The 14,139-nt window shown below is 69.9% G+C and carries 17 protein-coding genes; 7 read left to right on the forward strand and 10 right to left on the reverse strand.

The window, feature by feature from the left end; all coding sequences use genetic code 11:
- Positions 1-33: 33 nt before the first annotated feature.
- Positions 34-1,068: a hypothetical protein gene (locus tag ACFWF2_RS23590; protein ID WP_379309612.1), complete on the forward strand. Its 1,035-nt coding sequence runs from the start codon at positions 34-36 to the stop codon at positions 1,066-1,068.
- Positions 1,069-1,078: 10 nt separating this feature from the next.
- Here ACFWF2_RS23590 and ACFWF2_RS23595 read toward each other — a convergent pair whose 3' ends face one another.
- The 3 genes from ACFWF2_RS23595 to ACFWF2_RS23605 form a co-directional block, all read right to left on the reverse strand.
- Entirely contained in the window at positions 1,079-1,708 is a 630-nt protein-coding gene (locus ACFWF2_RS23595) for a nucleotidyltransferase domain-containing protein (protein WP_379309613.1), read from the reverse strand.
- An 81-nt stretch (positions 1,709-1,789) separates the two neighbouring features.
- Positions 1,790-3,340 (reverse strand): bifunctional phosphatase PAP2/diacylglycerol kinase family protein, encoded by a 1,551-nt coding sequence (locus tag ACFWF2_RS23600; RefSeq protein ID WP_379309614.1) that lies wholly within the window; start codon positions 3,338-3,340, stop codon positions 1,790-1,792.
- Between the two features lie 74 nt (positions 3,341-3,414).
- Positions 3,415-3,624 (reverse strand): hypothetical protein, encoded by a 210-nt coding sequence (locus ACFWF2_RS23605; RefSeq protein WP_379309615.1) that lies wholly within the window; start codon positions 3,622-3,624, stop codon positions 3,415-3,417.
- A 123-nt stretch (positions 3,625-3,747) separates the two neighbouring features.
- On the opposite strand from ACFWF2_RS23605, the gene gcvT reads away from it, so the two are divergent.
- Together gcvT and ACFWF2_RS23615 are read left to right on the forward strand one after the other, a co-directional pair.
- The gene (gene gcvT / locus ACFWF2_RS23610; protein WP_379309616.1) at positions 3,748-4,848 is read left to right on the forward strand and encodes a glycine cleavage system aminomethyltransferase GcvT; all 1,101 of its coding nucleotides are present in this window, start codon (positions 3,748-3,750) and stop codon (positions 4,846-4,848) included.
- Positions 4,849-4,874: 26 nt separating this feature from the next.
- Entirely contained in the window at positions 4,875-5,972 is a 1,098-nt protein-coding gene (locus ACFWF2_RS23615) for a branched-chain amino acid aminotransferase (RefSeq protein ID WP_379309617.1), read from the forward strand.
- A 53-nt stretch (positions 5,973-6,025) separates the two neighbouring features.
- On the opposite strand, the gene ACFWF2_RS23620 is transcribed toward ACFWF2_RS23615, so the two are convergent.
- The 5 genes from ACFWF2_RS23620 to ACFWF2_RS23640 form a co-directional block, all read right to left on the reverse strand.
- Positions 6,026-6,739, reverse strand: a complete 714-nt coding sequence (locus tag ACFWF2_RS23620) for an MBL fold metallo-hydrolase (RefSeq protein ID WP_189033631.1) — start codon at positions 6,737-6,739, stop codon at positions 6,026-6,028.
- A gap of 131 nt (positions 6,740-6,870) precedes the next feature.
- The gene (locus ACFWF2_RS23625) at positions 6,871-7,620 is read right to left on the reverse strand and encodes an adenosylcobinamide-GDP ribazoletransferase (RefSeq protein WP_379309618.1); all 750 of its coding nucleotides are present in this window, start codon (positions 7,618-7,620) and stop codon (positions 6,871-6,873) included.
- An 88-nt stretch (positions 7,621-7,708) separates the two neighbouring features.
- A complete protein-coding gene (gene cobT, locus ACFWF2_RS23630; protein WP_379309619.1) occupies positions 7,709-8,779 on the reverse strand; it encodes a nicotinate-nucleotide--dimethylbenzimidazole phosphoribosyltransferase in 1,071 nt (356 codons plus the stop codon).
- A gap of 80 nt (positions 8,780-8,859) precedes the next feature.
- On the reverse strand, positions 8,860-9,396 hold the full coding sequence (locus ACFWF2_RS23635; protein WP_379309620.1) for a bifunctional adenosylcobinamide kinase/adenosylcobinamide-phosphate guanylyltransferase: 537 nt from the start codon (positions 9,394-9,396) through the stop codon (positions 8,860-8,862).
- Positions 9,397-9,427: 31 nt separating this feature from the next.
- Positions 9,428-10,354: an alpha/beta hydrolase gene (locus ACFWF2_RS23640; RefSeq protein WP_379309621.1), complete on the reverse strand. Its 927-nt coding sequence runs from the start codon at positions 10,352-10,354 to the stop codon at positions 9,428-9,430.
- A gap of 187 nt (positions 10,355-10,541) precedes the next feature.
- Between ACFWF2_RS23640 and ACFWF2_RS23645 the strand changes: the two genes are divergently transcribed.
- A complete protein-coding gene (locus ACFWF2_RS23645) occupies positions 10,542-11,003 on the forward strand; it encodes a MarR family winged helix-turn-helix transcriptional regulator (protein WP_379309622.1) in 462 nt (153 codons plus the stop codon).
- Between the two features lie 2 nt (positions 11,004-11,005).
- Positions 11,006-11,437, forward strand: coding sequence for a hypothetical protein (locus ACFWF2_RS23650; RefSeq protein ID WP_379309623.1), 432 nt, complete (start codon positions 11,006-11,008; stop codon positions 11,435-11,437).
- On the opposite strand, the gene ACFWF2_RS23655 is transcribed toward ACFWF2_RS23650, so the two are convergent.
- The gene (locus ACFWF2_RS23655; RefSeq protein ID WP_379309624.1) at positions 11,397-12,392 is read right to left on the reverse strand and encodes a helix-turn-helix domain-containing protein; all 996 of its coding nucleotides are present in this window, start codon (positions 12,390-12,392) and stop codon (positions 11,397-11,399) included. The genes ACFWF2_RS23650 and ACFWF2_RS23655 overlap by 41 nt on opposite strands.
- A gap of 86 nt (positions 12,393-12,478) precedes the next feature.
- Here ACFWF2_RS23655 and ACFWF2_RS23660 point away from each other — a divergent pair, with 86 nt between their 5' ends.
- The gene (locus ACFWF2_RS23660) at positions 12,479-12,646 is read left to right on the forward strand and encodes a hypothetical protein (RefSeq protein ID WP_379309625.1); all 168 of its coding nucleotides are present in this window, start codon (positions 12,479-12,481) and stop codon (positions 12,644-12,646) included.
- Positions 12,647-12,702: 56 nt separating this feature from the next.
- Here the strand turns inward: ACFWF2_RS23660 and ACFWF2_RS23665 are convergent, their stop codons facing one another.
- Positions 12,703-13,305: a DUF3043 domain-containing protein gene (locus ACFWF2_RS23665; RefSeq protein WP_379309626.1), complete on the reverse strand. Its 603-nt coding sequence runs from the start codon at positions 13,303-13,305 to the stop codon at positions 12,703-12,705.
- A gap of 314 nt (positions 13,306-13,619) precedes the next feature.
- Between ACFWF2_RS23665 and erpA the strand changes: the two genes are divergently transcribed.
- Positions 13,620-13,976, forward strand: a complete 357-nt coding sequence (gene erpA, locus ACFWF2_RS23670; protein ID WP_067496006.1) for an iron-sulfur cluster insertion protein ErpA — start codon at positions 13,620-13,622, stop codon at positions 13,974-13,976.
- Positions 13,977-14,139: the final 163 nt, after the last annotated feature.

A 14,139-nucleotide genomic window follows, 5' to 3' on the forward strand; every position in this document is an offset into this window, starting at 1 on the left:
TAATCTCGGAGTCTCGAACGTCGGGGAGGTCTGATGCGGGGGAAGTGGCGAGGGTGGTCGTGGTGGGTGCGCGGCGCGGTGGTCGCGCTCGTGCTGCTTGTGGTGGTGTTGTCGCCGGTCGCCGGCGCGGTGACGTACCTGCTGGCCCAGAACATCGGTGAGCAGTCCGACCAGGCGCGGACCAGGGGCGAGGACGCGTTCTGGCTCGGGCACGCGTGGGTGGACGGGCGCAAGAGTGACGCCGATGTCGACCAGTTGGCGATCATGCTGGCGGGCACCGGAATTCGTGATCTGTACGTGCACACCGGTCCGCTCGAGCACGACGGGAGTCTGCGCGACGATCTGGCGCCGCGAGCGCAATGGTTCGTCGACGCGGTGCACGCCAAGCTGCCTGGCATCCGGGTGCAATCGTGGCTCGGCGATGTCGTGCAGCCCGAATTCGACGGCCTGGATGTGGAATCGGCGCAGTCGCGCGAGCGGGTGGTGGCCTCGGCGCGGCGGGTGCTCGCCTACGGATTCGACGGGGTGCACTACGACCTGGAGCCGGTGCGGTCGGGATCGCCGGGATTCCTCGCGTTGCTCGACGCGACCAAGGCGGTGACTTCGGCTGCGCGTGTGCCACTGTCGGTATCGGCGCCGGTCATCGATCCGCTGCCGGGACTGCACTCGGTGGGGCTGGCGGTCGCCGATCACGGGAAGTGGTGGAGTCAAGCCTATTTCGCCGACGTCGCGCGCCGGGTCGACCAGGTGGCGGTGATGTCCTACGACACCGCGATGCCGACCGAAGCGCTCTACAGCGGGTACGTGGCGCAGCAGACCGAACTGGCAGCGGAGGTGACCCCGCACGAGGTGGATCTGCTGATGGGGGCGCCCGCGTTCTGGGCCGACGATCCGGGGCATCACGGTGCGGCAGAGACAGTGGCCGCTGCGGTACGCGGGATTCGGCTCGGGCTCACGCGAGCCGATGTAGACCGCGAGAACTTCGGGGTGGCGCTGTACGTGGATTTTGCTGCCAGGCCTCAGGATTGGGCGGACTATCGGCAGGGATGGTGCCGACTGCCCGGCTGAGACGGTTCGGTCAGGCCGCGGTCCTGCTCAGCCACGGGTGATCGGGATGGACCCGCGCCAGCCAGGACGACAGCCGGGCGCGCCGGTCCTCGGACAGCAGCGGCAGGACCCGCCGGAAATCGGCATCGTCCTTGGCGCGGTTGGCCTTTGCCTTGAACAGCAGGACCACCTCCGGGATCACATACGGGATGCCGGAGGTGGTGGTGAGGATCAGCTCGGCGTAGGGGAGGGTGATCGTCGGATCGCGCCGGCAGATCCAGGTGTCGCCGCGGTGCGGTTCGCGGAAGACGTCGAGGTGGAACGCGCCGGTGAACGGGTCGCGCAGCCAGGCCTGATGCAGGTCGGTGCGGTCGGCGGCGTCGGCGTAGGGCCAGAGGTGACCGTCGCCGACGATGTCCCATTCGTATTCCGGGAACGCGGCCGCGATCTCGGGGAAATCTGTTCGGGGAACGGTGATTTCGATGTCGGCGTGGGCGCGGGAGATGCCTCCGGCGAACAGATCGATGGCCCAGCCGCCCGCTACCGCCCACGGCGCGGTGCAGGCACTCAGGCGGGCGGCGACCACGCTGGGTGTCCACGGGTCCCAGCGGCGATCGGCTTCGGTTGCGGTGATCGGACGTGCGCCGTCCGGCGAGCTCATGCCTCCATCATGTCCACCGGCGCAGGCCGCGCAAGGCCGTTGTGGCCGATGGTGATCGAGGTGAGACGGGTTCGTGAGGATTCAGCGACGACGGTCCATGAGCCAGGCCAGGGGACGGCGGTGGTGCGGGCGGGCGCGGTTCTCCCAGCGCGGGTTGTCCTCGTCGCGACGGTAGACCGCGACCTTGCCGGCGACGGTGAAGCGCAGATCGCGTGCGGTGCCGACCACTTCACCGTCCGCGGCCACCGCGACGGGCGTGTGCACGGCGACCGGCAACTCGTGCATCTGGCGTTCGCCGTAGACCCGGCTGTGCCCGATCGCGGCCAGCATCAGCGCGATGACGGCGCGGGTGCGGGAGAACCGCACATCGGCGCGCAACCAGCGCACGTCGAGCAGACCCTCGTCGAGCCGGGAGCGGAACGCGGGAACGGCGCCGTGCGGGTGGTACGGGCCGTTGCCGACGAACAGGAACCACAGATCGTGCCAGCGGTCGTCGAGCAGGATCCGGATCGGTTCGGCGCGATGCAGCGTGACGATCAGCGCGGCCGCGAACGCGGGCCACTTGCCCCAGCGGTCCTCCCATTTCTCGCGCAGGCGGACCAGATCGGGGTAGGCGCCGATGCTGGCGGTGTTGATCAGATAGTGGGTGCGCGGACCGTCGGGGGTCTCGAATTCCACTGCGGCGATGTCGACTTCGACGGCCTCGCCCGCGCCGGTCGCGTCGGCGACCTCGCGCAGGTCGTAGACGCCGAGATCGCGGGCGAAGTGGTTGAGGGTGCCCGCCGGGACCACGACCAGCGGCAGGTCGTTGCGCAGCGCCACGGCGGCGGCCGCGGCGATGGTGCCGTCACCGCCCGCCGCGCCGACCGCGACGATCGACGGGTCGAGCGCCTCCTGCAACAGCTCGGCGGCGTCGCGATCGGGCTGGGTGTGCAGCAGGGTCGCCGCGGGCAATGCCTCGGCGATGTCGGGGGTGGGGTCGTAGGCGGAGTCCCCGGAACGCGGATTGATCAGCAGCAGTAGGCCTTTGCCGTCGACCAGCGCGGGGGCGTCGCGCACCACGTGCGCCTCGGCCTCGTCGGATTCGCGGATCGGCCACCAGCGGCGGGTGGCCAGTGCGACGCCGGTGCCGACGGCGGCGCCGACCAGGACGTCGGACGGCCAGTGCGCGCCGGTGTGGACGCGCGAGTAGGCGACGGCGGCGGCCACCGGGGCGACGGCAAGCGCAGTGCGCGGGCTCTCCAGCGCGACGGCGGTGGCGAAGGCCGCCGCGTTGGCGCTGTGGCCCGACGGGAACGACGACGAGAACGGCGGGTCGACCAGCCGTCGGCTGTGCGGCATGAGCTCGGCCGGTGGACGGCGGCGCGGGATCAGCGACTTGAGCACGAGATTCACCAGGAAACTCGACCCGGCCAGAGCGATCGCCCCGCGCAAGGCGGCGCGTCGCGGCGGGCCCGGCTTCACCGCCAGCACCGCCGCCGTCGCCAGCCACAGGCCGCCGGTGTTGGCCGACCTGGTCAGCCGCAGCATGCCGCGATCGGCCGCCGTCTCCGGAATCCGGGACACGGCCCGGCTCGTGACGACGTCCATGCGGGCGACCCTGCGGAACCTGCGGCCGTACAACTCACTCACGGTCACGACCTTACAGCCGTTGCCGATCATCGGCTTTCGGTCAAGCGGGCCCGATCATCGCGTCCGGAATCGGATCAGGGCGCCGGGATCGTCGGCGGATCGCAATCCGCCGTTGGCGATTCGCCGGACAGCGATTGCAGCAGGCAGCCGAGGTTGATCCCGCCGCCCGAGCCGGACGGGCCGAGGAAGTCGAGACTGCCGGTGTCGGCATGGGCGACCGGACTCGCCAGGAGCAGGGTCGCGGAGACAAGCAGCGCACCCGCGCCGACCGTACGTAGGTTCATGACCGCAGATCCTCGCACCGGCGACCGGTCGGCGGAACCCGTCACGGTGCCCCCGATTCCTGGGGCTACCCGGCGAATCGGGAGGTTCGCGCGGCGCGGGGATCGACCGATAAGCTCGGGCCCATGACCGACAACGCGCTGCTCGAGGGCCCCATCCACGCTGTTCACGTCGAGCTCGGAGCCACCTTCGCTCCGTTCGGCGGGTGGGAGATGCCGGTGCAGTACGGCGGGACCGTCGGCGAGCACACCGCCGTGCGCACCACGGTCGGCCTGTTCGATGTGAGTCACCTGGGCAAGGCGACCGTCGCGGGCCCCGGCGCGGCGGCGTTCGTGAACTCGGCGCTGACCAACGATCTGGCCAGGATCCGGCCGGGCAAGGCCCAGTACACGCTGTGCTGCGCGGCCGACGGCGGCGTGATCGACGACCTGATCGCCTACTACGTCGGCGAGGACGAGGTGTTCCTCGTGCCGAACGCCGCGAACACCGCGGCCGTGGTTGCCGAGCTGCGGAAGGTGGCGCCTGCCGGGATCACGGTGACCGACGAGCACCGTGAGTACGCGGTATTCGCGGTGCAGGGCCCCAAGTCGAGCGAGGTGCTGGCCGCGCTCGGCCTGCCGACCGACATGGAGTACATGGCCTACGCCGACGCCGAGTGGGACGGGCGCCCGGTGCGGGTGTGCCGGACCGGTTACACCGGCGAGCACGGCTACGAGCTGCTGCCGCGCTGGAACGACGCGGAAGCGGTGTTCCGCGCGCTCACCGAGCAGGTGCGGGCGGCCGGTGGGCAGCCCGCCGGGCTCGGCGCGCGTGACACGCTGCGCACCGAGATGGGCTACCCGCTGCACGGCCACGAGCTCTCGCTCGACATCACCCCGAACCAGGCGCGCACCGGCTGGGCGGTCGGCTGGAAGAAGCCGGAGTTCTGGGGCAAGGCGGCGCTCGAGCAGGAGAAGGCCGACGGTCCCCGGCGCACGCTGATGGGCCTGAAGGCGCTCGATCGCGGCGTGCTGCGGCAAGGCCAGACCGTGCTGCGCGACGGCGAACCGGTCGGGGAGACCACCTCGGGCACGTTCTCGCCGTCGCTGAAGGTCGGCATCGCGCTGGCCCTGCTCGACACCGCGGCGAAGCTGGAGCCCGGCGACGAGGTGGAGGTCGACGTGCGCGGGCGCAGGCTGCGTTGCGAGGTGGTCAAGCCGCCGTTCGTCGACACCAAAACGAAGTAATTCCGCGCAATGGATAGGATCGCATCATGACAGTCGCTGCACAGTTCTCTCGTATTCCGCATCCCGCGCCCCGTTCGGCGCAGCAGCGGGAAGAGGTACTGGCGGCCCCCGGTTTCGGGCGGTTCTTCACCGACCACATGGTGTCGATCGACTACGCCGACGGTGAGTGGGGCAACGCGCGGGTCGAGCCGTACGGCCCGCTGTCGATGGACCCGGCGACGATGGTGTTCCACTACGGTCAGGCGATCTTCGAAGGGCTCAAGGCCTACCGTCAGCCCGACGGCAGCATCGCCACCTTCCGGATCGACGCCAATGCCGCGCGTTTCCGCCGTTCGGCGGCCAGGATGGCGATGGCCGAACTGCCCGAGGAGCTCTTCGTCGAATCCGTGCGTCAGCTGCTCGAGGTCGACGCCGACTGGGTGCCCGCCGCCGGTGGCGAGGAGTCGCTGTACCTGCGGCCGTTCATGTTCTCCACCGAGGCGGGCCTGGGCGTGAAGCCCGCTTCGGCCTACAAGTACCTGCTGCTGGGCTCGCCCGCCGGCGCGTACTTCCCGCGTGGTGTGAAGCCGGTGCGGGTGTGGCTGTCGACCGAGTACGTGCGGGCCGCGCCCGGCGGCACCGGTGAGGCGAAGGTGGCGGGCAACTACGCCGCCTCGCTGCTTGCGCAGGCCCAGGCCACCGAGAAGGGCTGTGACCAGGTCGTCTGGCTGGACGCCTGCGAGCGCAGCTACGTCGAGGAGATGGGCACGAACAACCTGTTCTTCGTGTTCGGCACCGGCTCCGAGGCCCGGCTGGTGACCCCGGAACTGTCCGGTTCGCTGCTGCCGGGCATCACCCGCGACTCGCTGCTCACCCTGGCCGCCGATTCCGGCTACCCGGTCGAGGAGCGCAAGGTCTCGGTCGAGGAATGGCGCAAGGGCGCCGAATCCGGTGAGATCAGCGAGGTTTTCGCGTGCGGAACCGCCGCGGTCATCACGCCGGTCGGCTGGGTGAAATCGGCCGAGGGCGAATTCAGCATCGGCGGCGGCGAGCCCGGCGCCGTGACGATGGCGCTGCGCGACACGCTGACCGGCATCCAGCGCGGCACCTTCGCCGACTCCCACGGCTGGATGCGCACGGTGTAGGCACGGCATTCGAGAAGGAGCGGGTCCCGAACGGGGCCCGCTCCTTTCGTCTGTCAGCCCGGCATCAAGGCCTGCCACTGCTGCAAGGTTTGCGGCCGCAGCACGTAGTTGTTGTCGCGGATCGAGGACAGTTCGGCGCTGGGCTCCTCGGAGTACCAGTGGCCGGGGTAGACGACCGGGTTGCCGTCGAGTGCGGCCAGATGACGCAGGCTGCGGAACATCTCGTCGGAGTCGCCGCCGGGGAAATCGGTGCGGCCACAGCCGTCGACGAACAGGGTGTCGCCGGAGATGAGGCGGCCGTCGAACAGGAAGCACTGGCTGCCCGGCGTGTGGCCGGGGGTGTGCAGGAGTTCGATCTCCAGCGCGCCGACCTTGACCTTGTCGCCGTTGTCGTGGCCGGTCAGCTCGCTCGGCGCGATCCCGGTGGTCTGGGCGACCCAGTCCAGTTCCTGCTTGTTCACGTGCACCGCGACGCTGGTCTTCTCCAGCAGCTCGCGCACGCCACCGAGGGTGAAACCGAGCATGGTGCCGCCGACGTGGTCGGGGTGGTGGTGGGTGGCGAGGACGCCGGTGACGGTCATTCCGTCGGCGGTCGCGACGTCGACCAGGTCCGATGCCTTGTACGCGGGGTCGACCACGACGGTCTCGCCGGTCTCCCGATCGCCGATCAGATACGCGAAATTACGCATCTGCGTGGCGATCGGATCGCCGACGGCGTAATCCCGGCCGGACAGCAGCTGGCGGAAGTAGAGGCGTTCGGAAGACATGTCATCACTGTATTGCCACCGGTGTGCTGGGGGAGCACCCGAGTACCGATGAGCGGACGGTCTGTGGGACCACACAACCGGCGACGCCCCGGAGTTATGAACAGTGCAGGTTTCACATTGCCGGGCGTGATTTACCCCGCGAGTGAGAACCCAACAGCCGCAAATGAAACCGTGATCTCGACCGCAGCGCCGAGCACGTCACCGGACAATCCACCGAATCGCCGGACACTGTGCCGCGTGATCAGCACCGATACGGCGAGAACTGCGACGGTGACGAGCGGGCCGAGCCAAAGGTTGCCGGGGACCGCGAAAACCGACCAGCCGGTGGCCAGCGCCGACCAGATCAGCACCGGGGCGAGGGGCTGGGTGCCCGTCACCAGCGTGCCGAAACCCGAGTCCGGCGCCGCCTGGATGCCGCGGCGGCAGGCGAGGACGACGGCGACCCGGCCGAGCGTCACGGCCAGCGCGATCGCGAGCCAGCGGCCCTCGTCGGCGAGGGCGGCGAAGGCCACAGCCTGGATCGCGATGGCGAAGATCAGCGCGGCGACACCGAACGGACCGGCTCCGCCGGACTTCATGATCTGCCTGGCCCGCTCGGGCGGGCCGTAGCTGCCGAGGCCGTCGGCGGTGTCGGCGAGACCGTCCAGATGCATGCCGCGGGTGAGCAGGGCCAGCAGCCCGACGGTGAGCAACCCGGCCAGCAGGGTGGTGAGACCGGCCGCGACCGACAGGCGCATCGCCGCCGCGGCGAGACCGCCGAGCAGCAGGCCGACCAGCGGTGCGAGCGCGATGGCATGACCCGCGGCGCGGCGATCGACGGTGGCGGGCCCGGTGATCGGGAGAACGGTGAGCCACGAAACGGCCAGTCGCACGCTGTTCACGACGGCACTCCTCGGTCGGTGCCGTCGGTGCGACCGGCGGGATCACACCGAGTCCGCGAGGTCAGGCCCGCCGGAGGCCGTCCGGGTGTCACTTGACCAGGTCGACGGTGTCCGGCTGGTCGGCCGTGCTGACGCCCGCGTCGGCGAAGGTCGACATGTCCGCGAGGGTGGCGACGGCGGCGCGCAGGATCGGCAGGGCGGTGAGCGCGCCGGATCCTTCGCCGAGGCGCATGCCCAGGTCGACCAGCGGTTCCAGGCGCAGGTGCCGCAAGGCCAGGTCGTGGGCGGGTTCGGTGGAGCGGTGGCCGGGCAGCCACCATTCTTTCGCGCCCGCGGCGATGTCCTCGGCGACCAGCGCGGCGGCGGTGACGACGACACCGTCGAGGATGACCGGGGTCCGGCGGGTCGCGGCCTGGGCCAGGAATCCGGCCATGGCGGCGAAGTCGGCGCCGCCAGCGACGCGCAGCAGGTCGACGGGATCTTTGGCGACGGGACGGGCGCGGCGCATGCCGTCGCGGATGGCGGCGACCTTGCGGATCCAGCCCGCGTCGTCGACACCGGTGCCGCGGCCGACGGCGGCGACCGGCTCGGTGCCGGTGAGGGTGGCGATCAGGACGGTGGCGGGGGTGGTGTTGCCGATACCCATGTCCCCGGCGATGAGCAGGTCGGCGCCGGCGTCGATCTCCTCGTCGGCGATGGCGCGGCCCGCGGCCAGCGCGGCGGTGACCTCGTCGTCGGTGAGGGCGTCCTCGCGGTCGATGGACCCGCTGCTCCGGCGCACCTTGTGCTGGGAGACAGCAGAATCGGTGTCACCCGCGACGGCGATATCGGCGACCCGGACCGTCGCGCCCGCGACCGCGGCCAGCGCGTTCACCGCCGCGCCGCCCGCCAGGAAATTGGCCACCATCTGCCCGGTCACCGCGCTCGGATACGCCGAGACACCGTGCTCGGCGACCCCGTGATCACCGGCGAACACCACCACGCGGGCCCGCTCGAACTGCTTGGGCGGGCACACGCCCTGGCAGGCCGCGATCCAGTTGCCGAGTGTCTCGAGTCGTCCCAGCGATCCGGCCGGCTTCGTGAGCTGTGTCTGGCGCTGCTCGGCCGCCGCGCGCACCTGCGCGTCCGGGGCCGCGACAGGTCCGAATCCATGAGTCACTGGGAAGCCTTTCGACAGTGGTGCCTGGTGTCGACGCTCATCTTGCCCGGATCACGGTGCGTCGCGCCGACCGACCCGGCTCATTTCAGCCGGACCGGCAGCCCGGCGACAATGAGGAACGCCTCGTCGCACACCCGCGCGAGCCGCTGGTTGAGCGTGCCGATCTCGTCGCGGAACAACCGGCCCGAGCGAGTCGCCGGGATGACACCCATCCCGACCTCGGGCGAGACGATCACCAGCCGCTGCCGGTAGGCGTCGACGGCCGCGACGAGCACGTCGCAATCGGGGGCGACGGTGCCGCGCGGGGCATCCCAGGCGGCGCGGGCGTCGAGGCGGGCGGTGAGCCAGGTGCCGATGTCGTCGAGCAGGGTCGCGGGCGCCTCGGTGGCGAGAACCGTTGCGGGCTCGGTGTTCTCGACGGTCGACCAGTGCGCGGGGCGGCGTTCGCGATGGCCCGCGATCCGGTCGGCGAAATCATGGTCGGCGGGGTCGAGCACCGCCGTCGCCAGGTAGCGAACCGCGGGCGCGTCGGCTACCAGATTCTCGGCGAAGGCCGACTTGCCGGAGCGGGCGCCGCCGAGGACGAGGGTGCGGACCGGCGTGACACTCACAGGCATTCCAGCACGGTAGCAATCAGCGGCGATGCGCTCAGTGCGCGCCCAGAGCGTCGAGGATCATCGGACGGGCGGTGGCGAGGGACTGCTGCCAGTACGGCCAGGTGTGGGTGCCGTTGCCGAAGTCGACCCGGGCGGGGACGCCGAGGGCGGCGGTCCGGTCGCGGAAGATGCTCGCCGCGATCACTGCGAACGCTTCGATCCCGGCCGCGTTGATCGTGTCGCCGACCGCACTCGGCAGATCGAGCGGCCCGGGGACACCGTTTCCGCTGGTGACGTACACGGGCAGGCCGCGCAGCCGGTCGGCCTGGACGGTGGCGTCGTTGCGGCTCCAGGCGGGATCGCCGGCGGCGCCCCACATGTCGTCGATATTGAAGCCGCCCTCGTGGAGCATGGCGGCCCGCATGGCCTGGTTCCACATCGGATAGGTCGGGTTGAGGAACCCGGAGAACGATCCGGCGAAGCGGAACTGGTCGCGATGGTGGGCGGCCAGGGTCAGCGCGGCATTGCCGCCCATGGAGACGCCGGCGATCGCGTTGTTCGTGCGGGAGACGCCGTATCCGGCCAGGAAGTCGGGCAGTTCGCGGGTGAGGAAGGTTTCCCATTTGTAGGTCGTGGCCTGCTGATTGGTGCTGCTCGGGCGGTACCAATCGGTGTAGAAGCTGGAGTGACCGCCGACCGGGAACACCACAGTCACGTTGTCACCGGCGAATTGGCGCAGCGCGTCGGTGTCGGTGGTCCACTGACTGTGGTCCGCCGGCGCGCGCAGACCGTCGAGCAGGTACAGCGCCGAACTGCCGCCACGCGCCGCCCACTGCACCTGGACCTTGATCGGGCCCATGCTCGACGGAACGAACAGCTCCTCGAAACCCCCTGCGGGAGCACGGGATACCGGCGCGGCAGCGGCCACGGACACGCCGATCGACGACACGACCACGGCCGCCGTGACGACGGCTCTCATCAGCCTACGAAGACTTCCCCACCCGGCATATGACACGCCAGCCAGCCTGGCCAGCGGCACACCGCCGAGTCAAGGCGATGCTGAGGGGATACAGACCGGGCAGGTGGAGAACTGTGCTGTTCACCAATCAATTCGGCACCGGGAAAGAATTTAGATGGCTTGCCATGTATTCTGGATGCCGAACCCGATGACGGAGGTGGGAATGGAACCGGTCGGCAGGCGCCCGATGGAGCGCGGCGCATCACTGGGCTACGTGGTCAATCATCTCGCCCGCCTCATGGAACAGGCCCTGCGCGACCGGATCGCCCCGCACGGCGTGGTGCCGGGTCAGTTCGCCCAACTGCTCGCCCTCTACGAGGAGGAGGGCCTCACTCAGCAGCAGTTGTGCGCGAAGGTCCGGATCGACCAGTCGACCATGGCGCACACGCTCAAACGGATGGAACGCGACGGCCTCATCGTGCGCACCGCCGACCCCGCCGACGGCAGGCGCGCCCTGATCCACCTCACCGACCGGGCGCGGCGCTTGCGCCCGGAACTCACCGCGGCCGCACGCGAGGTGAATGCCCTTGCCACCGCCAGGTTCTCGGACGCCGACCGCGAGGTGTTCCTGCGCATGATCCGCCACGCGATCGTCACCCTGGAGGGGTAGCCGTGCTCGCTCGAATCCATCCCGTCGCCGGTGTGATCGGACTGCTCACGATCCTCACCTTCTGGACGTCCACCGTGCTGACCGAGCTCTTCGGGTCCGAAGCCGCGGTGCGCGCGGTGAAACTGGCGATTCCGTGGGGGCTGCCGGTGCTGGTGCTCGCGCTGGCCTTGACCGGGGCCGGCGGGTTCCGGCTGGCGGGCGGCTCGACCGATCCGATCATCGCCGCGAAGAAGCGCCGGATGCCGTTCATTGCGGGCAACGGTCTGCTGGTGCTGATCCCGTCGGCGATCACGCTGGCGGTGCTGGCGGGCGCGGATCGGTTCGGGGCGGCCTTCTACGGCGTGCAGGCGCTGGAACTCACCGCGGGCGCGGTCAATATCGTGCTGATGTCGCTCAACGCGCGGGACGGTCGTCGGCTGCGGGCTCGGGGGTAGGGGCGCCGAAGCGGCGGCGGTACTCGGTGGGAGCGATGCCGACCTGGCGCTGGAAATGGTGGCGCAGCAGGGCGCCGGAGCCGAAGCCGGACTGGTCGGCGATGCGCTCGAGCGGCATGTCGGTGGCCTCGAGCAGGTGTTTGGCGAACAGGACGCGCTGGGTGGTGAGCCATTTGACCGGGGTGGTGCCGGTCTCGGCGGCGAAGCGGCGGGCGAAGGTGCGGGTGGACATGCTCGAGCGGGCGGCCAGCTCGTCGACGGTGTGGGGGTGGGCGAGATTCTCGGTCAGCCAGGTCAGCGTGGTCGACAGGCCCTCGGACCGGCATTCGGGCACCGGCTGCTCGATGAACTGGCGCTGACCGCCGTCGCGCTGCGGCGGCACGACCATGCGGCGGGCGATGCCGTTGGCCGCCGCGGTGCCGATCTCGCGACGGACCAGGTGCAGGCAGGCGTCGATGCCCGCCGCGGTGCCCGCGCTGGTGATCAGGTTGCCCTCGTCGACGAACAGGACATCCGGGTCGACGGTGGCGGCGGGGAACTGGGCGGCGAGGAGGTCGACGTAGCGCCAGTGGGTCGTGCACTTGCGGCCGTCCAGCAGCCCGGCCTCCCCGGCCAGGAAGGCGCCCGAGCACACGGTCAGGACGATCGCGCCCGCGTCCGATGCCGCCCGGACAGCCTCGACGACCCGCTCGTCGTAGCCCTGGCCGAGGGTGAACGGGAAGGCGGGAATGGCGACGAGATCGGCGTGCACGAGCTCGTCGAGGCCGTACTCGGGGGTCACCGAGACGCCGGGGGTGGTGGAGCGCAGCGGCTTGCCGGGGGTGGCGCCGCAGACCCGGAAGTCGAAGCCGGGCAGGCCGTCGGCGGTGCGGTCGAGCCCGAAAACCTCACAGACGACGCCGAATTCGAACATGGCGAGTTTGTCGTTGAGGACGACGGCAACCTTCGACAGCATCACCCCATGCTATCTGGCTGAATCTTTACGCACAATGACAGAACAGCCACTTTCGGCCGAAAAGCAACGAGCGCAAAATTTCTGCCATGGTTACTTTCTTGATCGTCCTCGCCGCCATCATCGGACTCGCCGTCCTCATCGGCCGCGGTACCGCCGGATCGACCGAGGTCGTCGACCGGGACGCCCAGCGGATCGACGCCGAACTGTCCGCCATCGCCGGCTATGCGAACTACATCCGGCCCGGCCACCACTGACAGCACGAATGCCGCCCCACCCGAGGAGGTGGAACGGCATTCGCGACAGGGAGAACTCAGACGGCGTCGCCGGGGCCGACCCGCGGCTTGGGCGCGCGCATCTTGCGGATCTGCGAGGCGCGCACGAACGCGTACCAGCCCAGCTTGAAGCCGGTGTCGGTGGTGTCGGGGAACCGCTCGATCACCCGGTTGTTCACGATCTTGCCGAGCACGAAGCCCTCGATGATCATGAACACCATCATGACCAGCATCGCGAGGGTGACGATGGTCTGCAGACCCGGCGCGACGAACATCGACATGATCAGCACCAGCGCCATCGGCATGAACAGGCCGACCAGGTTGCGGCGCGCGTCGACCAGATCGCGCACGTAGGCGCGGACCGGGCCCTGATCGCGCGGCAGCAGGTACTTGTCCTCGCCCGCCAGCATCCTGGCGCGGCGATCCTGCACGGCGGCGCGGCGGTCGGCCGCCGCGGCCTTGCGGTCTTCCTTGGTGCCCTTGGCTGCCTTGCGGCGGGCGCGGGCTTCCTTGGCGGTCATCGGGGCGGGCGCGACCGGGCCGCGCCGTTTGCCTTCGGCCTCACGCCTTTTCGGGGTCGGGCGACCCTTGCCCGGCGTGGTGGAGGCGGGTACGGGAGCGGTCTGTTCGACGTCCTGCACCGAGGGGTCGACGGACTCGTCGATGGTGCTGGACTCGTCGCGACGGAACAATTTCACGTTCACCAGGCTATTCGATGGTGCCGAGCATCGGGAAATGCGGTCCGGTCAGTGGTGCGCCCGGTCTCATCGCCAGTGGCGTGAGACCCCGGTCACCCCGGTCCGGCGGGTACTGTGGGGCGAACCACCCAGGTCGAATCCACGCTGCGTGGCAGGGGTGGCAAAATAGGAATAGCAGCCGCCGCGATGGTGTTGAAATCAGTCGTGCGCTGTGCACCTGAGGTCCGTTTCTCGGGCCGGCCGACTTAGGAGTGTCCATGACTGTGCAGAACGAGACCGCCACCGAGACCCACGGTGCGACGCTGACCGACGCTGCCGCCGCCAAGGCGAAGGCGCTGCTCGACCAGGAAGGTCGCGACGACCTGGCCCTGCGTATCGCCGTGCAGCCGGGTGGTTGTGCCGGTCTGCGTTACCAGCTCTTCTTCGACGACCGCGTCCTCGACGGTGACATCGTCGTCGAGTTCTCCGGCGTGAAGCTGGCCGTCGACCGCATGAGCGCCCCCTACATCCAGGGCGCCTCGATCGACTTCGTCGACACCATCGAGAAGCAGGGCTTCACGATCGACAACCCCAACGCCACCGGCTCCTGCGCCTGCGGCGACTCGTTCAACTGACGCTCGGCGGCCACGCCGTGGAAAACGCTGTGGTTGCGCGGAGGTGAACCAGCGGGGGTAGCGGCTTGCTACCGTTGAAGTCCCGGCTGAGACGGTCCCCCGCTTCTTGGTTTTCGCGCCGAGTGTAGAAGGGGCGCTGCCGCGTGTGTGTTTGGTTTGACGC

Source organism: Nocardia sp. NPDC060259, assembly GCF_042728775.1.
Lineage (GTDB): Bacteria > Actinomycetota > Actinomycetes > Mycobacteriales > Mycobacteriaceae > Nocardia.

Bases quoted from the DNA above. Each gene is read 5' to 3' on its own strand.
- ACFWF2_RS23590 (WP_379309612.1), top strand. From the start codon at position 34: ATGCGGGGGAAGTGGCGAGGGTGGTCGTGGTGGGTGCGCGGCGCGGTG.
- ACFWF2_RS23595 (WP_379309613.1), bottom strand. From the start codon at position 1,708: ATGAGCTCGCCGGACGGCGCACGTCCGATCACCGCAACCGAAGCCGAT.
- ACFWF2_RS23605 (WP_379309615.1), bottom strand. From the start codon at position 3,624: ATGAACCTACGTACGGTCGGCGCGGGTGCGCTGCTTGTCTCCGCGACC.
- gcvT (WP_379309616.1), top strand. From the start codon at position 3,748: ATGACCGACAACGCGCTGCTCGAGGGCCCCATCCACGCTGTTCACGTC.
- ACFWF2_RS23615 (WP_379309617.1), top strand. From the start codon at position 4,875: ATGACAGTCGCTGCACAGTTCTCTCGTATTCCGCATCCCGCGCCCCGT.
- ACFWF2_RS23620 (WP_189033631.1), bottom strand. From the start codon at position 6,739: ATGTCTTCCGAACGCCTCTACTTCCGCCAGCTGCTGTCCGGCCGGGAT.
- ACFWF2_RS23635 (WP_379309620.1), bottom strand. From the start codon at position 9,396: ATGCCTGTGAGTGTCACGCCGGTCCGCACCCTCGTCCTCGGCGGCGCC.
- ACFWF2_RS23640 (WP_379309621.1), bottom strand. From the start codon at position 10,354: ATGAGAGCCGTCGTCACGGCGGCCGTGGTCGTGTCGTCGATCGGCGTG.
- ACFWF2_RS23645 (WP_379309622.1), top strand. From the start codon at position 10,542: ATGACGGAGGTGGGAATGGAACCGGTCGGCAGGCGCCCGATGGAGCGC.
- ACFWF2_RS23655 (WP_379309624.1), bottom strand. From the start codon at position 12,392: ATGCTGTCGAAGGTTGCCGTCGTCCTCAACGACAAACTCGCCATGTTC.
- ACFWF2_RS23660 (WP_379309625.1), top strand. From the start codon at position 12,479: ATGGTTACTTTCTTGATCGTCCTCGCCGCCATCATCGGACTCGCCGTC.
- erpA (WP_067496006.1), top strand. From the start codon at position 13,620: ATGACTGTGCAGAACGAGACCGCCACCGAGACCCACGGTGCGACGCTG.